Here is a 20746-nt window from a genome sequence, read left to right on the forward strand (position 1 = left end):
CAAGGCGCATGATTCCGTGCACGATTGGGGTAAAGTTTTTCAGCCCAAGCTTCAACCCCAATCAGAATGCGGTCTTTAGCACAACGCAAAAAGCTCCTATCACGATACTGCTCCGGCATCATATGGGCCGATCTCGAATCCGCCCAAGACCTCATTTTTTGCTCCAGCACTAGATAAAGCGCTCTATCCTTATAACCCAACGGCGGCCAAAAAACTGCTGACCTCGCATGGGTGGACAGAGCAAAATGGCATCATGACCAAGAACGGCGTAAAGCTGGACTTCACTCTGCTATATTCGGGCGGCTCCACCTCAACTGATGAAAACATGGCGCTTATTCAATCCGAATGGAAGAGTATCGGCGTCGTTGTCACATTGAAGTCCGAACCGTTTGCCTCCCTCGAAGGCGTGATTTCCACACCATCTGACGCTGCTCAATGGGGAGCCGCTGGCGGTCAAGGCATTGACTGGGGTGGTTCGTATCCCAGTGGTAATGGCGTGTTTCAACCAGGTGGGTTAGACAACTTCGGTTATAACAATGCGGAAGAAAATTCCCTCATTACCGAAACGTCGAAACCAGCCCCTAGTGCTCAACAAGGACTGCAAGAACTCTTTCAATGGGAAACCTATACGGCCAAAGATCTTCCAGTTCTCTGGCAGAACGATTACGGTACCATCAATGTGGTGGCAAACAATGTGCACGGTGTCAAGACCTACTCCAACCCCGTCACGAGTCAGCCGCAATACCAGTACTGGTGGATTGCCAAATAGCTATCGTCGCAACAGTTCCATGATGGCTCACGAGCTTCAGGTTTATCCTGAAGCTCGTGTTGTTCATTATCGTGCGGATTACTCCAAATCCTGCCATGAGACTAATTTTCTCCCAAGAGGAGAGAACTTTGCCTTTGACACCTCCAATGCTGGCTCGTACCATAGAGAGGACCGGGTCCACCGCGAAAGCGACACGCATCACATGTACGGCATTTAAATCACAGGGAGAGCCTATGAGAAGCATCAAAAAAATCGCTACGGCATTGTGGGCATCCGCACTTCTAGGCATGCTCACCGGGTGTGGAGCCCCCACTCTCGCCCATAGTCGCTACGTCTATAACACGGCCATTACCGTCGCGACCAATCCCGTCACCAATGTCAACCCCATTACAGAAACTGGTCTAAGCAATAATCTCTATAGTCAAATGGTCTATGAGACCCTAGTCACCCTAAACGCCAATGGCACCATCGCCCCGCTGTTGGCCAAGAGTTGGTCAGTGAGCGACCATGATACCGTCTATGAGTGCAGTCTCAACCCCTATGCTAAGTGGTGGACGGGCAGACCGGTTACCGCAGCCAACGTGGTATGGAGTTTGACATTTTATCGCAATTCAGCGAACGGACACTTTCGCGCTCATGAGTTACGCGACGTCACCTCGGTTCGGGAAATCTCAGCCACCAAAGTGCAAATCACGTTGTCCCATTCTGATGCCGGATTTTTATCGACCGTGCTATCTCCTCGGGGACGGTTATGGATTCTTCCGAGCTTCTTATTCGGTCGGCTGAATCCCAAGCGGGTGGTGAAGTCGGACTTTCTCAATAAAATTCGCGACGCTGTAGGTAACGGGCCCTATCGTCCAATACACATTACTAAGGCGGGGATGCGCTTTGAAGCTAATCCCCATTACGATTTAGGCGCTCCCAAGGTAAAGTATTTACGCTGGCAATGGAATGATTCACCTAGCACAGCGATCCGGGACAAAAACGTCACACTAGCGGCGACCGCCATAGCCTTATCACCCCATTTGAACTATGGGGTGATAAGAACTCCCGCAGACGTGAAGTGGGTATTAATCGTTCGCTCGGGAAAGACTGAATTCATCAAGTCTATCGTTGAACAGGCCACCGACTTTCCGCACCTGGGAGGCATTTCCCTCATGTCCCGCGCTCCCTCCATTTCACTATCGGGGACGCTGCGACGATCAGGATATCATGACGTGACGTCAAAGTGGGTGAGTGCAGCGGGGGTGCCACTCACGCTATCACTTCTCACACCTCCATCGCCCGCCGCCGGGCGGCTCAGCCGCCGGCTCGCTGCTCAGTGGCGCCGGGCGGGTCTCACCGTAGACCTGTCTCAACCCACCGCCCCGTTGTCTGGCAATGTCATCACTCTCAAGTTAGTCCCGGCCACTGCTGGTCTTGACCAGTCTAATTCGGTTCCCCTCATCCGCCCATATGAATATTGGTATCACTCAAGAGCACTGGCAGACTTCTCTCCTAACAATTGGGTTCCGTTTGCAGGTGTTCAACACTGGCGTATTCTCAGTTCCCAAAATCGCCATAAAACGGGGGGTAAAAAGCACCCCTAAGCATGATAAAATATTCTGGTTAGCAGGATTATGGGCGCGAGATGTCGAACCATTGGCTTATGAATTTGGACAATGCTTTGACGGGCCATAGGCCATATATACGCTGATTTCACGAATACCGTCTTCCTGATGGTCCACAATTCTGAACAGCAGTTATTACTACTAAGGAAGGAGGCGGATTGATGCAAAATCCAGCTGTGGTGGAAGAAGAAGCCGGTCTTCAAGATGTGACCTATAATTATCAAGGACGCGTTTGGCGCAGGTTTTGGAAGAACCCACTTACGATTGCCGGTATCGCCGGTCTAGCCTTTTTGGTCCTGCTATCGTTTGTTGGGCCGATGATCTATCGCGTCAGTCCTATCACTCCCAATCTCACTCACATTCTTCAACCACCGAATGCGCAGTTCCCGTTAGGAACTGACGGATTAGGGCGTAATGAACTTTCTCGTCTCATGGTGGGTGGACAGTCGGCGCTTATTGTGGGGTTTGCGGCTGCGATTATGTCCATGGCCTTTGGTACACTCTATGGTATGACGTCCGCCATGTCGGGACGCTGGATGGATACGGTGTTAATGCGTATCGTGGACATTATCCTATCGATTCCCTCGCTTTTCATCTTGCTATTTTTAGACGCGGTGTTTCAACCGAATGTGTTTTTGATGGTCATTATTTTGGCCTCTACATCCTGGTTAGGTGTTGCCCGTCTAGTGCGAGCGGAGGTTCTGAGTATCAAAACCCGTACCTATGTTGAGGCGGCTTATGCGGTAGGCGCAGGGACCTGGCGCATAATGCTCCAGTATCTCTTTCCCAACTTTTTAGGTACCGTGTTGGTGGCTGCTACCTTTTCGGTAGCGGACGCAATTTTGACCATCGCGACGCTGAGTTTCTTGGGATTAGGACTTCCCCCACCGGCGCCCAACTGGGGGTCTGATTTATCAACCGCCATGAGTTATATGTATCAAAACAGTTGGTGGCTGATTTATCCGCCTGGTCTTGCCATTCTATTAGCTGAACTTTCCATTAACTTCGTCGGTGACGGTCTACGCCAAGCGTTTGACCCCCGTATGATGTAGGAGGTGCACAGATGGGTCGATATGTTATTCGCCGTATCCTTGAAGCAATTCCCAGCCTTTTGGGCGTCAGTATTGTGAGTTTTGTCCTATTGCACATTGTGCCAGGCAATCCTGTGCGACTCCTCTTGGGGCAACGTTATACCGCATATCGTGCCGCCATCCTGACGAAGAACTTGGGGCTTAATAAGCCACTTGTGGTCCAGTATCTAATATGGCTATGGAATGCACTTCACGGCAACTTCGAATACTCTTATGTATACGAGAAGCCCGTGTTCAGCCTCATTTGGGCAGCTTTACCGCATACTCTAGTCTTAGTCGCAATGGCTGTCATGTTCGCACACTTGTTCGCCATTTTGTTGGGCACATTACAGGCTTATTACGCCGACAGTTGGCTCGACCAGACACTGACCGTCGTGACATATTTCTTCTATGCGATGCCGACATTCTGGTTGGGTATTTTGGTGATTGAACTGTTCGCTATTACTCTCGGATGGTTTCCCTCTGGCGGCATCACCAATCCGGCAAATCCGGATCCTGGATTCTGGTCGTACGTGTACCATTTAGTGCTGCCTTCTCTGACGCTGATGATTGGCACCGTCGCAGGCTGGGCGCGATATATGCGCTCGTCCATGCGCGAAACCCTGGTGCAAGACTATGTCCGCACCGCACGCTCGAAAGGCGCGGGAGAATTTCGCGTGCTCTTTGTGCACACGTTACGCAATTCGGTGCTCCCCTTGATTACCCTTTTCGGCCTTTCCATACCAGCTCTCTTTGGAGGAGCTTTGGTGTTGGAAGAAATCTTCAATTATCCAGGGATGGGTCTTTTGTATTGGAATGCCGCTAATGATCGCGACTATCCCGTGCTTTTAGCCGTCATTGTCTTCTTAGGGACGATTACTATCCTAGGAAACTTGGTCGCGGACCTGTTGTATGGATTGGTCGACCCGCGGATTTCATATAACTAGCTTTTATGCAGCCAAGAACGCCCGGGGCATATGACCCCGGGCGTTCTTCCGTTCTCTACGCTAGATAATGATGCAAATGAGCCCGCCCGACCCTTCATTGATGATGCGAGTAAGCGTTTCCTGTAACTTTTCCTGTGCATTGTCGGGCATTTTAAAGAGCTTCGACTGAATACTTTCACGGACCAGATCATGGAGGGATTTTCCAAACAAGTTGGTTTCCCAAAGTCGCTTTGGGTCATCTTCGAACTGCTCCATGAGGTATTGCACTAACTCATCAGCTTGGCGCTCAGTACCAATGATCGGGGTAATTTCGGTTTCAATATCCGCGCGAATCATGTGAATCGAAGGAGCTGTCGCCTTTAGTCGCACCCCGAATTGGGCTCCTCGACGAATCGGTTCTGGCTCCGCCAGGTTGAGTTCGTCCAGCGTCGGTGCCACCATACCATATCCTGTCGCTCGGACCTCTTGCACCGCCTCTTCGACCTTATCCCATTCACGCTGAGCGACCACATACTCACGCCATAGCTTTACTACATCCCCCCGAGTGGCGACGTGACGGTCCGCCAGTTCGCCTAATACACGATAATAAAGGTCATCTTTGGCAGCCAGCAGAATTTCTGCCTGACCCGTACCAAGGTCCATGTGGGCTAAATGAACATCTTGCATAAAGTCAAAGCTGGAAAGTGTGTCCACAGCGCTTCCTACGTCGCGTAGACGATGAATATTCATGCGTTCTTCCTCCGTGGCCAGATCAACCTGGCGACGCAGCCAATGGGTCGTGGGTAATGCCTCGACCCAGTCAACCAGTTGAAAATTGATCTCACTCACCGGAAATTCGTACAGCACTTGCTCCATCAACTGCACGATATCTTCCTGCCGTAACTCTTGACAGTTTAGCGGCAGAACCGGGACATCGTAGCTCGTACTGAGCTCCTCCGCCAACAGCAGGGTTTCCTCCGCCGCTGGATAGGCGGTATTGAGCACAACCACAAAGGGCTTCTCCAACTCCTTCAATTCCGCCACGACTCGTTCCTCGGCATCGGCATATGCTGGCCGAGGGAGATCACCAAACGATCCGTCCGTGGTGACCACCACGCCAATCGTGGAGTGGTCTTGGATCACCTTGCGAGTCCCAATTTCGGCGGCTTCTTCAAACGGCATCGGGTCATCGGACCAGGGCGTGTGAACCATGCGCTCTCCCTCATCCTCGGTATATCCCAAGGCACCATCCACACCGTACCCTACACAGTCCACTAGACGGGCGCGAAATGAGATCGCGTCATTAAGCGCGATTTCTACGCCATCGTCTGGTATAAACTTCGGCTCGGTGGTCATAATGGTCCGCCCCGTTCCACTTTGTGGCAGCGAATCCACAGCGCGTTCCCGCTCATTCGGATCGTCAATGGCCGGAAGGATCATGCGCTCCATAAAGCGCTTAATGAACGTGGACTTGCCGGTACGGACCGGTCCTACGACCCCAATATATACATCTCCTCCGGTTCGCTCGGCCAAATCCTTAAACAAATCAAACTTCTCCATCCTGTCGGTTCCCTCCCTCGTCTACCAGGGTTGGCGCCGGTCCTCGCCTGTCCCGGGATCACCCTATGAATGACAGTAGCAAGATATGAAATTGCGGGGCCGATAATGCCAACCTTTGGCAAGCAAATTTGCGCACACTATATAAATCGTTCCTAAAGTAAGTTCATATTCTATAGTACAACCCAGTAATCGATCATTTATGGAGAATGTCTCCCTAGTTAAGTGATGCAAGGAGTCGCTTAATCATGTCAGAGAATCAGGGAACCTGGATTTTCGATGCAGCCCATTCTACGACAGAAGTACCGTCAGACACGTGGTATCTAAGGTTCGTGGAAGTTTCACCCACTCTGCAGCAAACATCATTGCCGACCCCGCCGACTTAATGAGCGCGCAAGCCGAAGTCACCGTGCAAATGGAGAGCGTACAAACGGGTCGACCGGAGCGCAATAATCATTTGCAAACGAGGGACGTTTTTGATATAAGCGTCGTTTCCGACCATGTGATGTCACACTACCCGTCTAGAGCCTATGGATGACACAACATATACCGCCCATGGACCAGTCACCCTACGCGGCGTCACTAAAGATATGTCTGTCAAAGGAGAATTTCTTGGTGTAAGCACAGATCCACGGGGCGGTACCCGGGCAGGTTTTGAGGATACGACGCGCATCAACCGCAAGGACTTCAACGTCAATTGGAATCAGGTGCTTGAAAAAGGCGGAGTGATGGTGGGCAATCACGTCTATGTTCACTTGGAACTTGAAGCCATCAAACAATAAGCACAGCGTCTCTTCTTTGGTAAGAGAGGGGACCCTACGCGGGCCCCTTTTGAGATGGTGTGCGTTCGGTACGGGTCCGGGCACGTAGCGTAATACGGATAGGGCTCCCGTGGAAACCAAATGCCTCACGCACACGGTGCTCAAGATACCGCTCATAACTAAAATGCAACAGTTCAGGGTCATTCACAAATAGGACGAAATGCGGCGGGCGAATAGAAACCTGGGTCGCATAGTAGACTTTCAATTGTCGCCCCTTATGGCTAGGCGGAGGATTAAGATGCACAGCCATATCGATGACACGGTTAATTTGATGCGTAGTAATACGCATGGTATAGGACGCATACGCTTCGTCAATGGCAGGCCAAATTTCATCTAAGCGCCACTGCGTAAAAGCGGAAATCGGAAGGACGGTGGCGTAAGGTAAAAACTTTAATTGCTCGCGAATTCGCTCTTGCAATGGAATAGTTGTTCCCTTCACCAGATCCCCTTTGTTGAGCAAGATGACAGTCGCCTTTTTATTGTTTTCAATTTGTCCCGCAATACGTTGGTCTTGACCAGAAATCCCCTCTTGGGCATTCAGCACTAAAAGCACCACTTCCGCATTGCGAATGGCCTCTAATGACCGTTGTACCGTTTTCGCCTCTAATTTCTCCTCGATGCGATTGGGGCGCCGCAGACCCGCGGTATCAAGAAAGAGATATTGCCGATCATGATGTTGGATTAACGTATCCACGACATCACGGGTCGTTCCCGCAATCGGGGTCACCAAGGTCCGTTCTTCTCCGGAGAACCAATTGAGTAGCGAGGATTTACCGACATTAGGCCGCCCCGCTAGGGCCACCCGAATAGGAGCACTGGTGTCTTCATCATCAGACAAGTCCTCTTCTTTCGGCAGGTGTTCGACGATTGCATCCAGCAGGTCCCCTATGCCTTCACCATGCATTGCCGATACGGCGTAAGGTTGTCCCAAACCAAGATTGTAAAAAGAGGTCACATCCGCATATTTGCTCTCCGTCTTGTTCACCGCAACCAATACCGGTTTTTTGGTATGCCGTAACAAGCGTGCCACATCATCATCAGCGGTGGTCATCCCCGCCATCCCATCTACGACCAACACCAATACGTCAGCTTCTCCAATGGCGAGCTCCGTTTGCGCCCGAGTCATCGTTAAAAGAGACTCTTCTTGATCCTCCCAGATACCACCAGTGTCAATTACGGTAAAGGGTACTCCATTCCAATCTGTCGCCTCATAGAGCCGATCACGGGTGACGCCTTCGAAATCCTCTACAATCGCGCGCCGGGTTACTGTCAAGCGATTAAAAAGTGCCGACTTCCCCACATTCGGCCGCCCCACCAAAGCCACCACTGCCACAATGCCACCTACCTAACTAGTCTATTGGGAAATTATGAAGGCTGGTGCGCTATTGGTCAAGCAAAGCGCTGAAAGCGGCGCTTAATGGAAAAGAATGCCCAGCCAACCACCCAAGCGCTCAAGGCACAAATTATTAGCATGGCAATATCGTAACGCCCCAAGTCATGTTTTAACGGATGATAGCCGGCTATGATCAAAGCCGTCACACCCTCGGCGCTTGAAGCGACAACGGCCCCAGGGAAGGCTTCACCCAGTCCGATAGCTGCGGCCATTCCGAGGCCCACCGCCTCGATAGTTGCCACCGGCATCACCTCGGCTTGATGGGTGGCAACCGGCGCATAAAGTCGAATAATGGCGCCCAAGACGGCCAATAACAAAGTAGTATACCACCAGCGCAAGTTTCCGCAGAAGACGTTCAGTCCCAGTGCGAAGGTGAAGAGCAACAACAGTCCTAGATTGATGCGGATTCCCGATAACCCAGTCGATGCGGTCCACCATCCTAAAACCCAGACCATCGACGCCATCGCAATCAACGTTAAGGACTCTAGTCCGTATTTTTTAAATTCGCGGGCTCCATACCCGGTAGCCATGAGCACAATGGCAGCACCCCACAGACTCATCGCCCAAAGGAGCAGCATCGTCATCCCTCCCTCTAAAACGTCACCCATCTGACCCGCCCTTATGCATGACCGAATGGAACTCAAGGAAAGGGCCACTTCAACGCGGCATTTTATGGGATTTATCATAGGATGGATCGTCACCTTGCCACTCCCAAGGTCGGCAACGATGGCGGCGGACGCGCCGCCATCCATTTTTTTGGATGACATCTTCCCGCAGTCACTGTACTCTAATAAGTATAGCGTCATGATCTTGAGATGATAGACGGAGTGATACTGTGTCGTACCGCACAATATTTGGAGCTCGCCTTCGCGAACTGCGCGCGGCCAAGGGATGGTCACAATCGAAAACCGCAGCCTGTATTCCCCTCTCGCAAAAACACTTGTCACGGCTCGAGCACGGCGATATTGCTTTTATTGATCGCTATCTGCTGATTCGCCTTGGAGAAATATTAGAAACCCCACTCATGACCGGCGAATTGAATCAGTGGCTGCATGCCTTTGGGTACCGTCCGCATCTCGAACCGCTCTTGCCGCTTCCCGACCACATCGAGCAAATTGTGAGGTATTATAACCCATGGCCCGTGGCTGTCGTGGACATTGGTCGGTACATCCGCTTGCAAAATCGACCTATGCACACCCTCTTTGACCTGGATGTTACGCGGATTGGTGATATTACCACCAATTGGTTGTGGCAGTATTTCTATCCTGAAGGTAAATTTCGTACCGCCTATCCGGCCGACTCCGCCGAACGGGTATTGAACCGGTTATTTTGGGACTGGGAGCCTTTTTACCTAGAACCATGGAATATCAATTTACGTACCACCTTGGAAACGTTGCTGGGACTATCATGGGAATCCTTGCAAAGTCAATTTCATATTCCCAGTCAACCAGTGGCGACTCGGCTCGCCGAACCCATTACCATTTCCCGCGCCGACGAGCCTCCGTTGCAGTTTCACATTGAAACCGTCGACATTCCCTCACGGCCCGATTTATATGTCGTGGTTTATCACCCCGATAACCATCTCAGTGAAGCGTGGTGCGAATCTTTCCACGGAGACCACGGCACGGAAGCGGAGGAGAGGAAGATATAACCATGACAAAGCTAGAAGAATTGCAAAACCGACTATCCGCGGTGTCCCCATCAATACATCTTCAGATTACAAGTGCGGATCTCAATCATCCGCATGTCGTTGCCACTCGGGATCTTCTCGATACCCTGCAAATTCAACAGACTCGCATCATCATAGATTATGTAACCGCCAGCACCTCTCAGTTATCCATAAGCATCATGCGAGGGGACGAGACCAGCCCGGTCGAATTTCTCGGAACTCCCAGCGGCTACGAGTTGGAGACCTTAATCATGGCTATGGAATCTCAGTCGGGAATTGATAGCGGCCTAGACCCCCTGGACACATCAGTGCAAGCCGTCATCAAAAGCATCACCCGACCTCTCAGGTCTGACCTTTTTGTATCTCCGACCTGTGCCCCGTGCGCTCGCATGGCCCACTTAGTGATCACCATGGCCCATGTGAACGACCATCTCCGATTCCGCATTATTCAGGCGGACCAATTTCCTGATCTTGGACGCCAACATACGATCACCTCTACACCAACCCTAATAATGCCAGGCCACACCCCCATTATTGGCAATGTGCCCCCAGCACACTTGGCTTTTCATCTATGGCAAGGTGCTATGAATCCTGCCTAACATAAATACGGCGAATTCCCTTAAAATATACGGCTACGTCGTGCCCCGCCCCAGGGTTCACGTAGACTTCTCCTGTGGGGCGATACCCCTCGGGCACAACATCTATCACATTCTCATAGCGACGCTTCCAGCCTAAGCTTGAGATCCAAAAGGCCACGCCGGCCGCCGCTAAGTAGATGGCGATAGAATGGATTGCCATAATCAAAAAAATCGCCGCCCCCACCAAAGCTAAAGTCCCAATTCCTCGCACAATATAAATTTCGATTAAATCTGTTTTCATTTCACCAATTTCTCTGTCCATGCGCCAACGCCTCCTTTCAAGTTCCTGGCATCGTAAGTATACGACCGCAATAATTTGGCCGCCTGCCTTCCGCGCCGAGGAGAACTATCCACGGTCACAATAAGACCCTCATCGGGTAGTTCATGCATGCGGCGGTTTAGTTCAGCATACGGCAGAAGGTGAGATCCTTTGATGTGCCCGGACCGGAATTGCGCCTGGTCGCGCAAATCCACCATGTAACACATCACTTTCTCCTGCTGCACGGCGCGCAGTTCTTCCACCGTGATGTCAATCGGCACCTTCTCTACTTTGGGCTGCGATTTTCCTTTAAACCAGTTTAATATCGTGGCCATGTCATTTTCTCAGTCCTTCCAGATGACGGAACACTGCTTTGTGAGACTTGTGATAGGGCTTTCGAGGACAATGTCACTGACGCTTTGCCTCTATTCGAAAAGTGCATTCAGGCAGTCTCAAGTGAGTCTTTAAACGCTGCATAGAATTTAGCGAAAATCACTGGCAACCATTTGCCTCAGCATTCTCCCTATTACCCTCTTCCACCTTCCAAATGAGCATTCCCTGAGCTCATCCGCTACTAAAGGCTCCCAGCTAAAATGCTATCACTAATACTTCTCTTTCACGCAAGACCGGAAAGAAATTTTTTCTTGTTGTTGGCTATTTCAATGCCAAGGCGAAGCTCTCTTGGCACCTTTAGATCACCCCGTCCGCCCTGATCCGTCCATCATGATGAGGATTCCCGAAAAATGTTAGCGAGATAATTACGGCCGGTATCTGGCATCAGGGCGACTACATAGCCGTCCTCCTCCACCCGTGAGGCCTCACGGAGCGCTACTGTTAGAATCGCCCCCGATGATCCTCCAACCAAAATTCCCTCCTGTCTCGCCATTTCGCGACTCATATGAAAGGCATCGTCATCGTTCACTGCAACAAAACGGTCGACAACAGAGCTGTCCAAGGTGTCAGGATAGTAATCCTCGCCCATCCCTTCAATGGCAAAGGGCGCGACCGGTCCCGTAAATATCGAGCCGACAGGATCGGCGGCGATCACCTGGATTCGGGGATTTTTCTCTTTGAGAAATCGTCCGATGCCTGAAATGGTTCCGCCCGTCCCTATTCCGGCCACCACGGCTGCCACCTGTCCGTCGGTCGCGGACCATATTTCAGGCCCCGTCGTGTCATAATGCACTTGGGGATTGGCCACATTCTCAAATTGTCCCATATAGGCCGCGCCTCGGGTATCACGGGCAATTTGCTTGGCCACCTCCTGATAGTTGTCCGGATCCTCTCGTGGTGCATCTTGCACAATCCGCACCTCTGCTCCATAGGCGCGCATAATGGCAATCTTGTCGGCGCTCATTTTGTCTGGCACCACAAAAATGCTCCGATAACCCAACACAGCTGCTGCCATAGCGAGTGCTATCCCGGTATTACCCGCCGTGGCCTCTACCACCGTGCCCCCTGGTGAAAGCCGTCCCTCTCTCTCAGCTGCTCGTATCAGTTCCATACCCACCCGATCCTTAATCGAACCACCCGGATTCAAGGATTCAAGCTTTACCAAGACCCGCTCTCGCTCGGAACCGCCAATCCGGTTTAAACGCACTAGCGGCGTATCACCCACGACTTCAAAAATGTTTGTCAACGTTTTCAATTCCGACAGCCTCCGACTCATGTGGCATCACCGCATCTTAGGTTACCTTGGGGTTCAGTCCCCCCAGCGTCTATTGTAATGAGGTGGACGACACCTGGCAAAGGCCACAATTAATCATTATCCGCCGAGAACATGGGGCAGGATTCTCTCGAGAAATCGCGAATACTTGAGCCTAAAGGAGTGATGCTGGTGGCTGGGGGTCGTCGACGGCGTCAATTTGCAGTAGCTCTTATATTTGGCGTCACCATTTTGGTTGGCGGAACGGCCACCCCGGGTGCTGGGTCCGTGAGTACCGTACAGCGTTATCTGGCCGTCGATAACCTTTCTGGACGACGTCTCCTGACCGTTGTCACTGATCACACCACAAATTTCTCGGCTTCTACCGGATTAAAAGCAGGTCAACAGGTCCGCGTTTATGGCGTACAATATGGACGTACTATCCACGCGCAACGTATCGAACTCTTGCTGTAGCGCTCTTTCACCTCAAATTCGGATTCCCCTTTCATTTGGAGTATAATGCCTTCTGTCGTCTAATTCGTGCATAAGAAAGAGGGATTGTGTGGTGCGTGGTTGGCTGATTACCCATAAAGATTGCTTAGACGGAGCCACGGCTGCGCTCTATGGTGTCTCGTGCGGTCTAGAACCCATATTTGTGGAGCCCGATCGTGTCACGGACGGCCTAAATCAGATATCTGACCAAAAGCCCATATATCTCGCCGACGTCTCTCTCCGACCGGATGATTGGTCCTATTGGTCGTCGCGAATTACTCATCTTCTCGACCACCACCAGTCCGCCCTTTATCTCGGTTCGGATCGCCGCGCCACCATCGACCAGTCCCGTTCTGGTGCTCACCTTATGTATGACTTCGTGCTCCACGAAGGATGGATACGCAATACTGCAGCCAAGCATCGACTGGCTCTCGCGGTGGAGCGTTACGATCTTTGGAAACCTCAGCACGACCTCGGCCAAGATCTCAACCGATTGTTTCATCACCTAGGCTACGAGTGGTATTTGAATCGTTTCTCAGAAGGACTTAACCCTTTTCAACCCGTGGAGGCTGACCTGCTGGCTCACCTGATTCGCGAAGAAAAGGCCTATGTGAAAAAGTATCTCGCCATGGCAGAACGGTATCAAGAAGCATTGCCTTTCCCCATCTATGGTGTGACACTTGAGGACGAAGGTCCTGTGAATGTCGTTTCCCATACCCTGATAGAACAGGGAGCGGCGTTAGTCATCGTGGTCAAGCCCGAAGGCCGCCTGTCCGCTCGCAGCGACTCGCGCGTAAACGCCGCCCAGTTGATGGAGGATCTCTTTTCGGGAGGCGGACACGCACGCGCCGCTGGTGGTCGTCTAAAAGAATCGCAGTCGTTGTCCTCACTGCTAAAAGACGTCTCTACCCATCTTTCTCACGTCACTATCGGCCCGAAACTTCAATAACAATCTTGCCGATGTTTTGATTGCTCTCCATGTATCGGTGAGCATCTGCAATCTCCGCAAACGAAAATGTCCTATCAATGACCGGCTTGACTCGACCGCTATCCATCATCGGCAAGGCTTCTTTGGTGAACGCCCGCACCAACGCCATCTTGTTTTCAATGGGCCGCGATCGTAAGGCCGTTCCATGGATCTTGAGGCGGCGCGCCTGCACTATCCCAAGATTTATAGACGCCTGATATCCACTCAGTGCGCCAATCAACACCAAAGTGCCATCGTCGGCCAACGCCTTGAGATTATCCGCTAAATAGTCCTTTCCAATGAAGTCCAGCACCACGTCCACTCCCACGCCAGCTGACCAATCTCGTACGACCTGAAGAAAATCCTCAGAGCGATAGTTAATCGCTAAGTCTGCTCCGAAAGCCCTAACCGCTTCGAGCTTCATCTGCGAGCCCACGGTGGTTGCGACTTGGATTCCCACCTGATGAGCTAATTGAATCGCAGCAGACCCCACTCCCGAGGCCCCCGCATGCACTAGCACACGCCCCCCTGGTCGCGCACCTCCGCGAAAGTATAGGGCATCAAAAGCCGTTAAGAATACTTCTGGTATCGCAGCCGCTTGCACCACCGATATGGGTAGGGGTCTCGGCATCACCAGCCTTTCGGACACCACCACAAGCTCCGCGTAGCCTCCCCCAGGCAAAAGAGCCATGACTTCATCTCCGATCGCATAATCCATCACTCTTTCTCCGACCGCCTCCACAACCCCGCTGCACTCCAGCCCCGGTATCTGATACTCCGGGGGCTTCCCAGGGGGAGGGTAGTGCCCCTCTCGTTCCGCTAAATCAGCGCGATTTAGCGCGGTCGCACGCACCTTAATGCGCACTTCGTCCGGCCCCACGGTCGGGACAGGCACGTTTTCAAATTGCAAGACTTCAGGCCCTCCGAACTCTCTTAATACCACAGCCCTCATCGGTACTCACTCTCCCTCTCTACATGAACTTATACGCCCGACATCAGGCGCCCTAGCAATAGAAAGCCTAGCAAATCGGTGGTAGTCGCGATGGCGCCAGCCCCTAAGAATAACCATCGTGGATCTATGGTACCAAAAAGGCCGCTCGCCATGACGGAGATCGGCTGGACCCCTTGTAACGTCAAACCGGAAAACGAGAGCACCGCCGTCATCGCGTCTGACGGCGTGCGCGACTGCACATAGGTATTAAATAAAATACCCACTGGGGCAAAGAGCAATCCCGATCCAAAAAAGGTCGCCGCCACTCCGAGGCTACTCCCCTGCAACCCGGCCAATCCCAAAACCACGTCGCTCGCTGCCGTGAAAAGTAGCATATAGCGAATTGCGCGCGGATGCTGGCCAACCTGCCCAGCAACGACCGTACCTAATAAAAGTCCGACACCAAACGCCCCATTGACTACCCCCAGCATCGTCGGACCGGCGTGAAAAATAATCCGTATCAAGCGTGGAACGCCCACCTGTAATGGGCCCAGCCAGGCAAAATTCGAAAAACCATAGAACCCCATCATCCACAGCATTTCGGGCCGTCCATGGATGATGCGCCAGGCACGTCCAATCGACCCAAAGTCAATACCTCGAGTGCGACTCTCTGGTGGCCTTGCCAGGCGAGTGCGAATGAGTCCAATCGAGCCGATACCATACATCAGCGACGCGACCAGGAATGTGTGACGCACCCCCACGTGACTAATCAATATGCCACCCAGTACTGGTCCCGCCAAACGCGTCACTTGAAACCTCGCCTGACGAATACGATTCGCGTTATATAAGTGATCGGGGGTCACGGAAAGCGCAATTAATGACTGTCCCGTCGGAGAGCGGACAGCATCAAACACCCCCGTGATGGCCGCCAAAATGATAAGTGTAGCTGGTCTTACTGGCAGTACGGTCCCTAACAACAGCGATGTCGCAACCAGTCCCAGCCCCGACAGCATAATCACCGCGATCGGGCGCTTTGCTCCAACGGCACCACCCAGCAGCATAAACAGCACTAATGGTACCGAATAGGCTAAGATGACGGGGGCCACGTAGCCTCCATCGTGCCCAAACATTAGCGCAGCCCATATAAAGGTAAATTGCGCTATCTGATCACCGATTCCAGCACATCCGGTGGCCACAATAATTCTCCAAAAATTCGTGTCGGTGCCGATGCTCCGATCATAGTCATTGAGGGTCATAGCAGCAGTGTAGCAAAGCTGGCAGTATAAAAATATCTCCGACGACCATCCTGTGGATGATAGGAGGTGCCTGAATGGCCGGGATCACCCTGAATATGACTGTGGAGGGGTTTGAGGAGTTGCCCCTGATTATACCCGAGGATCAGATCATCGTGAACGGTAGCCTACTGATGGCAACACTTGACGTCAGTGCCATTGCTCAAAACCGCGGCAATGATTTCAGCACTTATGTCATGCGGCTCAAAGAGATGACCCACTCATCAAAATTCCGCCTCTCCTATACCTTAATGGTACGCTCAATCGCTCCCGAAAAACTGTCGGTAGACTTATCAATGGTGCACTTCATAGACGTCGACTTTCGCACAACTGATTTGTCAACTGCCACCATGAGTGACGGCGTCACGCTGACTCGATGTTTGATTGACGATTCACTTCCCGCCATTAGCGTGCATCCCGGAGAGGTTTTTCGCTATCCTCCTTTAAAAGGTGCACGAGAATTGGGCATCACCGATCCGAAGCACGTTTTTGTCCTGCGCTGGGGGCTTTCCCAAGACGGGCTGCATGTGGGACAGGCATTTTTGTGGCTCGAAAAACACTATCCTCATACCGAAGTCGTGTTAAGCCGACTCCTCAAAGGACTGCCCGCGCGCCCTCCCAAGCGGACTCCGTGGTCTCCCTAAATCTGGTACCATAGTAATCGGTGATACATTGTGTCCGATTCCAACTCGCGTCCACGACTGCGTTCCAGCCAGTTGCTGGTCATGGCCGTCATCACAGGGGTTACGGTGGCCAATATTTATTATAACCAGCCGCTTTTAAACCTCATGGCTCGGACCTTTCATAAGCCCCATGCGGCGCTGGGCTGGGTGACCATGCTCACTCAAGCGGGTTATGCGGCCGGACTATTAGTCTTTGTGCCTCTTGGCGACTTCCGTGAAAGGCGCCGCCTGGTTGTACAATTATTGCTTGCCTGTGTGGCAGCACTGCTTCTGGTCAGTGTTGCTCAAACCCTATGGTGGCTCGAATTAGCCAGCTTCATTACTGGAATGGTCTCTGTGGTCCCTCAGGTATTAGTCCCGCTGGCGGCCGACTTGTCCGACAATGCCCATCGAGGCCGCGTGGTCGGCATCATCATGTCCGGTCTCTTAGTCGGTGTGCTGCTAGCCCGCACGTTGTCAGGTTTTGTAGGCGGCGCATTTGGCTGGCGCACTATGTTTCTGGTCGCTGCCGCCTTGATGTTGATAGCGGCCCTTCTGAGTCCTTGGGTTCTCCCTAAATATCAACCCCAGCGATCCGTCCGATCGCTAGGCGATGTGCTGAAATCGCTGATTCCTCTGATGCGTCAGGAGCCTGAACTGCTGCGCGTTTCCCTCACCGGAGCCAGTTTTTTTGCAGCCTTTTCCGCTTATTGGACTACCTTGACATTTCGTTTAGCGCAAGCGCCCTATCACTACCCCTCCACGACTATCGGACTTTTCGGCTTGGCGGGTGTGGCAGGCGCCCTCATTGCGCCTATCGCTGGCCGTTCGGCCGATCGGCGGGATCCCCGCCTAGCCGTGACTTTTGCATTCGGATTAGCGGTGATCGTCTTTGTGTTAATAGGACTGCTCAGTCAGTTATTGGGTATCATCCTATTCACGGTGGTGCTTCTCGACTTGGCTACCAATGGAGCTCAGATTTCCAATCAAACGCGGATCTATGCGCTCTTACCGGAGGCTCGGTCGCGATCGAATACCATTTATATGGTGTTCTATTTCATAGGAGGAGCTCTCGGATCCGGTATTGGCAGTCTCGCTTTCCGTGCTCACGGCATGCGTGACGTAGGCGCGGTATCGTTAATTTTTCTCATCCTCGGAATAAGTGTCCATCGCACCAGCCTACGCCGTTACTCTCGACCTGAGCGCGCAAATTCAGTAAAATAGGTAAGCCTATGTGGCCCTCGGCTGCAAATCCCTGAGGCTATTCGTCAATTTGTAGGTTACACGCCGGTGTCCGGTCGTATTGGTACCGACAGTGGCTTATCACTGAAGGAGGGACCCTTTCTGAAACTGCATCGGATCGTCATCGTGGGAGCACTCGCCTTGGCAGTGGCCGGTTGTGGAGTATCCAAAACCCCATCCGCTCAAGGCACTCACACCAAACCTAATCCCTCCAGCGCTCCAAAGGTATTGCGCTGGAAGTCACCACCGGCCATGACACTCAACCAAAAAGATGACTATCAAGCCACCGTACACACAACAGCTGGAACGTTCGTGATGGATCTTTTTAATCATCAAGATCCGGTGGCTGTCAACAATTTTGTATTTTTGGCTAATCAGCATTTCTTTGTTGGCAACAAATTTTTTCGGGTGCTGAAAAGTTTTGTGATCCAAACCGGTGATCCGCTGAATAACGGTACTGGAGGTCCTGGGTACACCTGGGATGCCGAATTGCCCCCACCTTATCCTTATGCACCCGGCATTGTCGCCATGGCCGTCAGTGCCTCGAGCGACAACACCAATGGCAGTCAGTTTTTCATCTGTACGGGTGCGGAGAGCGAGCAATTGAATCAAAATGCCGAATACACCGAATTGGGCAGAGTCGTTAAGGGCTGGAACGTCGTGCTCAAAATTGCAGACGGTAAAGTGAAAGCTAATCCTCTGACCAATGAGCTGAGCTATCCGATTCATCCCTTTTCCATAACCTCCGTCACGATTCAAACGACACCAGATACGGCGTCTGGATCATGATACGGATACTGTTTGTATGCACGGGAAACATTTGTCGTTCGCCGATGGCGGAAGCCCTCTTTCGCCATCGGGCGAATGAATTCGGACTCGCTGACCAAGTATTTGTGGACTCTGCCGGAACCGATGGTTGGCACGTCGGCGAACCGGCCCATCCTGGAACTCAGCGAGTGCTTGAGCAACACGGCATTTCTCCAGATGGATTGGTGTCGCGACAGATTACTGTCGACGAGATTGTGACCTGGGATTATATTTTGGTAATGGACCAAGGTCACCTCGATGACCTCCGTCATCGCTCTCAACAATCGACTCATATCCGTCGGCTGCTCGACTATCATCCCAATCGTCACATTGGCCGAGATGTCCCCGATCCCTATGAAAATGGGCGGTTCGAAGAAGTCTATCAGCTCATTTTGCCGGCTGTCGACTCACTGTTGACCGCCATTAAACAAGAGGTTGAATGACCGCCGCATCATTGTGGCGCGGTGAATTCACGTAGCTGGACACTGCAGAGACTTGCAATGCCGTGTGCTGGCTTGACCATGCATCGTGAAGAGCCTCATAGTCGAAGTCGGGACTGAGCCAATGATGGGCTTGATCGTGGTCCACGATGAGCGGCATTCGGGGATGAATCAGACGGGTTTCGTATATGGCCGGGCGCGTCACTAAGCAAACGCGAACCCCATCCGGACATCGCTGATAGAGGGCGGCCACCAGAAGCGGCCTGTCAGTCTCGGTGGCCGTGAAATAGTACGGCAATCGAGACTCCTGATGCCACTCAAAGTATCCATTCATCGGGACAAGGCAACGACTACCTGGCAATACCCGAGAGAACATTGGGCGCTCCGCCAATGTTTCCCAACGGGCATTTATGACCATGTGCTTTCCTGCTCTTAAACCCCAATGCATAATCCCCCCAACCCATACACGATTATGGTCAGCTACCAAGCTGAGGACGGCGCTACCGGGGGCCACATTATATTGGGGCTGAAAATCGCCTACGTGCCACTCAATCGGTCCCAGTACGCCCCAGCGCTCTATAGGCCAATACTGGGCAAAACGTCCGCACATCGACACTCCCCCCGCCATTCATGATACACTAACGATAACCGTGTCCCAATGTCTTTGTGTCATGCAATGGCGGTCGGACGATGTTTGGGCATACTAACGGCAGTATTTTCCGTTGCGTAAGATTTCGGAATACCCTACCATCAGACACGACTAGACCACCGCGAACAAAGGAGGAGCTTCATGCGCGTGATTGACCGTCCTCAACGGACTGGCCTTCGTCGTATTCATCTCTTTCTCCTATTGGTAGTGTTTGCAATTGGCGCTGTCGTCATTGGGGTCTCATTGAGTACACATCCACAAATTCGCTCTCACGTGCTAGTTCTTAACACCAGACAGCCGATGAATGTATTGGTGACAGTGCGGGGAAACGCCTTGGATCCGGGGTTTTTGGGATTCATCACCGTGATTCGTTCGGACACTCACGTGTTACAAGTCATCCCCGTTTCGGGTTTAACCCAAGTCACGGTAAACCACAAACAGGAGCCTCTCTACCAGGCCATATCTGACGCGCCGGCACACCAAGACGCGCATTTAGTCACGGAAGCGACCAGGATCCCCATCGATCATTATTTTTCTTTGACAACAAACGATTTAATGTTGGTGCTGAACGCTCTCTATTATCATTCGCCGAACTGGCCGAAGCTCCGTACCCCAGTCACCATGCTCGCCACATTAGGGTATCCTAGTGGTACAATCGATCCGTCGGACGAAATGAAATTGGTTGGCACCATTGTGAACCACCTGCCCTTGGTGACGCCGCTTGCGGCCAGCAAATTGCTGGTCATCACCGATAGCTCAAAGACCAATTTGAGTACGTATCAGTTGTTTTTACTAGCGAATTATGTACGAGGCGACAAATTGCACGAACAATCCGTGACTCAGTATCAGCATCGAAGGAGATCTCATGGCTAAGGATTTGATTATTGGCGAAAGCTATACAGAGGAA

General features: G+C 52.0%; 23 protein-coding genes and 1 pseudogene. 15 read left to right on the forward strand and 9 right to left on the reverse strand.

Annotated features, from left to right (window positions below; genetic code table 11):
* Window positions 1–109 precede the first annotated feature (109 nt).
* The 4 genes and pseudogenes from ACOJWD_RS02345 to ACOJWD_RS02360 all read left to right on the forward strand — a co-directional run.
* Window positions 110–769: pseudogene (locus tag ACOJWD_RS02345) on the forward strand (ABC transporter substrate-binding protein); the annotation flags it as partial.
* Between the two features lie 233 nt (window positions 770–1002).
* On the forward strand, window positions 1003–2358 hold the full coding sequence (locus ACOJWD_RS02350) for an ABC transporter substrate-binding protein (protein ID WP_486991618.1): 1356 nt from the start codon (window positions 1003–1005) through the stop codon (window positions 2356–2358).
* Between the two features lie 182 nt (window positions 2359–2540).
* Window positions 2541–3431, forward strand: coding sequence for an ABC transporter permease (locus tag ACOJWD_RS02355; protein WP_486991619.1), 891 nt, complete (start codon window positions 2541–2543; stop codon window positions 3429–3431).
* An 11-nt stretch (window positions 3432–3442) separates the two neighbouring features.
* Complete coding sequence (locus tag ACOJWD_RS02360; RefSeq protein WP_486991620.1) at window positions 3443–4396, forward strand: ABC transporter permease; 954 nt, start codon at window positions 3443–3445, stop codon at window positions 4394–4396.
* A gap of 60 nt (window positions 4397–4456) precedes the next feature.
* On the opposite strand, the gene spoIVA is transcribed toward ACOJWD_RS02360, so the two are convergent.
* The gene (gene spoIVA / locus ACOJWD_RS02365) at window positions 4457–5935 is read right to left on the reverse strand and encodes a stage IV sporulation protein A (protein WP_486991621.1); all 1479 of its coding nucleotides are present in this window, start codon (window positions 5933–5935) and stop codon (window positions 4457–4459) included.
* A 313-nt stretch (window positions 5936–6248) separates the two neighbouring features.
* Here spoIVA and ACOJWD_RS02370 point away from each other — a divergent pair, with 313 nt between their 5' ends.
* Window positions 6249–6470 (forward strand): YceI family protein, encoded by a 222-nt coding sequence (locus ACOJWD_RS02370; protein WP_486991622.1) that lies wholly within the window; start codon window positions 6249–6251, stop codon window positions 6468–6470.
* Window positions 6463–6714 carry a YceI family protein gene (locus ACOJWD_RS02375; protein ID WP_486991623.1) on the forward strand — a complete coding sequence of 84 codons (252 nt, stop codon included), beginning with the start codon at window positions 6463–6465 and terminating at the stop codon, window positions 6712–6714. Before ACOJWD_RS02370 ends, ACOJWD_RS02375 begins: the two co-directional genes overlap by 8 nt.
* A 34-nt stretch (window positions 6715–6748) precedes the next feature.
* On the opposite strand, the gene der is transcribed toward ACOJWD_RS02375, so the two are convergent.
* A complete protein-coding gene (der, locus tag ACOJWD_RS02380) occupies window positions 6749–8086 on the reverse strand; it encodes a ribosome biogenesis GTPase Der (protein ID WP_486991624.1) in 1338 nt (445 codons plus the stop codon).
* A 56-nt stretch (window positions 8087–8142) separates the two neighbouring features.
* On the reverse strand, window positions 8143–8724 hold the full coding sequence (locus ACOJWD_RS02385; RefSeq protein WP_486991625.1) for a hypothetical protein: 582 nt from the start codon (window positions 8722–8724) through the stop codon (window positions 8143–8145).
* A 257-nt stretch (window positions 8725–8981) separates the two neighbouring features.
* On the opposite strand from ACOJWD_RS02385, the gene ACOJWD_RS02390 reads away from it, so the two are divergent.
* Window positions 8982–9797, forward strand: a complete 816-nt coding sequence (locus ACOJWD_RS02390; protein ID WP_486991626.1) for a helix-turn-helix domain-containing protein — start codon at window positions 8982–8984, stop codon at window positions 9795–9797.
* Between the two features lie 2 nt (window positions 9798–9799).
* The gene (locus tag ACOJWD_RS02395) at window positions 9800–10414 is read left to right on the forward strand and encodes a hypothetical protein (protein WP_486991627.1); all 615 of its coding nucleotides are present in this window, start codon (window positions 9800–9802) and stop codon (window positions 10412–10414) included.
* Here the strand turns inward: ACOJWD_RS02395 and ACOJWD_RS02400 are convergent.
* The 3 genes from ACOJWD_RS02400 to ACOJWD_RS02410 all read right to left on the reverse strand — a co-directional run bounded on the left by ACOJWD_RS02400 (window position 10398) and on the right by ACOJWD_RS02410 (window position 12360).
* Window positions 10398–10715, reverse strand: coding sequence for a hypothetical protein (locus ACOJWD_RS02400; RefSeq protein ID WP_486991628.1), 318 nt, complete (start codon window positions 10713–10715; stop codon window positions 10398–10400). The two genes, ACOJWD_RS02395 and ACOJWD_RS02400, sit on opposite strands and share 17 nt — an antisense overlap.
* Entirely contained in the window at window positions 10691–11047 is a 357-nt protein-coding gene (locus ACOJWD_RS02405; RefSeq protein ID WP_486991629.1) for a rhodanese-like domain-containing protein, read from the reverse strand. Before ACOJWD_RS02405 ends, ACOJWD_RS02400 begins: the two co-directional genes overlap by 25 nt.
* 386 nt (window positions 11048–11433) lie before the next feature.
* Entirely contained in the window at window positions 11434–12360 is a 927-nt protein-coding gene (locus tag ACOJWD_RS02410; protein ID WP_486991630.1) for a PLP-dependent cysteine synthase family protein, read from the reverse strand.
* A gap of 189 nt (window positions 12361–12549) precedes the next feature.
* On the opposite strand from ACOJWD_RS02410, the gene ACOJWD_RS02415 reads away from it, so the two are divergent.
* Window positions 12550–12831, forward strand: a complete 282-nt coding sequence (locus ACOJWD_RS02415) for a hypothetical protein (RefSeq protein WP_486991631.1) — start codon at window positions 12550–12552, stop codon at window positions 12829–12831.
* An 88-nt stretch (window positions 12832–12919) separates the two neighbouring features.
* A complete protein-coding gene (locus ACOJWD_RS02420) occupies window positions 12920–13798 on the forward strand; it encodes a DHHA1 domain-containing protein (protein WP_486991632.1) in 879 nt (292 codons plus the stop codon).
* Here the strand turns inward: ACOJWD_RS02420 and ACOJWD_RS02425 are convergent.
* Together ACOJWD_RS02425 and ACOJWD_RS02430 are read right to left on the reverse strand one after the other, a co-directional pair.
* The gene (locus ACOJWD_RS02425; RefSeq protein WP_486991633.1) at window positions 13776–14768 is read right to left on the reverse strand and encodes an NAD(P)H-quinone oxidoreductase; all 993 of its coding nucleotides are present in this window, start codon (window positions 14766–14768) and stop codon (window positions 13776–13778) included. The two genes, ACOJWD_RS02420 and ACOJWD_RS02425, sit on opposite strands and share 23 nt — an antisense overlap.
* A gap of 29 nt (window positions 14769–14797) precedes the next feature.
* Window positions 14798–16003 carry an MFS transporter gene (locus ACOJWD_RS02430; RefSeq protein ID WP_486991634.1) on the reverse strand — a complete coding sequence of 402 codons (1206 nt, stop codon included), beginning with the start codon at window positions 16001–16003 and terminating at the stop codon, window positions 14798–14800.
* 74 nt (window positions 16004–16077) lie between these two features.
* Here ACOJWD_RS02430 and ACOJWD_RS02435 point away from each other — a divergent pair, with 74 nt between their 5' ends.
* The 4 genes from ACOJWD_RS02435 to ACOJWD_RS02450 all read left to right on the forward strand — a co-directional run bounded on the left by ACOJWD_RS02435 (window position 16078) and on the right by ACOJWD_RS02450 (window position 19193).
* Window positions 16078–16683 (forward strand): hypothetical protein, encoded by a 606-nt coding sequence (locus ACOJWD_RS02435; protein ID WP_486991635.1) that lies wholly within the window; start codon window positions 16078–16080, stop codon window positions 16681–16683.
* Window positions 16684–16713: 30 nt separating this feature from the next.
* A complete protein-coding gene (locus ACOJWD_RS02440) occupies window positions 16714–17925 on the forward strand; it encodes an MFS transporter (protein WP_486991636.1) in 1212 nt (403 codons plus the stop codon).
* A gap of 165 nt (window positions 17926–18090) precedes the next feature.
* Window positions 18091–18732: a peptidylprolyl isomerase gene (locus ACOJWD_RS02445; RefSeq protein ID WP_486991640.1), complete on the forward strand. Its 642-nt coding sequence runs from the start codon at window positions 18091–18093 to the stop codon at window positions 18730–18732.
* Window positions 18729–19193, forward strand: coding sequence for a low molecular weight protein-tyrosine-phosphatase (locus ACOJWD_RS02450; protein WP_486991637.1), 465 nt, complete (start codon window positions 18729–18731; stop codon window positions 19191–19193). The genes ACOJWD_RS02445 and ACOJWD_RS02450 overlap by 4 nt, the downstream gene beginning before the upstream one ends.
* On the opposite strand, the gene ACOJWD_RS02455 is transcribed toward ACOJWD_RS02450, so the two are convergent.
* A complete protein-coding gene (locus ACOJWD_RS02455; protein ID WP_486991638.1) occupies window positions 19174–19800 on the reverse strand; it encodes an SOS response-associated peptidase in 627 nt (208 codons plus the stop codon). The two genes, ACOJWD_RS02450 and ACOJWD_RS02455, sit on opposite strands and share 20 nt — an antisense overlap.
* 180 nt (window positions 19801–19980) lie before the next feature.
* Here ACOJWD_RS02455 and ACOJWD_RS02460 point away from each other — a divergent pair, with 180 nt between their 5' ends.
* Window positions 19981–20712 carry a hypothetical protein gene (locus ACOJWD_RS02460; protein ID WP_486991639.1) on the forward strand — a complete coding sequence of 244 codons (732 nt, stop codon included), beginning with the start codon at window positions 19981–19983 and terminating at the stop codon, window positions 20710–20712.
* The last annotated feature ends 34 nt before the right edge of the window (window positions 20713–20746 follow it).

It is taken from the genome of Sulfobacillus sp. TH-112 (assembly GCF_057473405.1).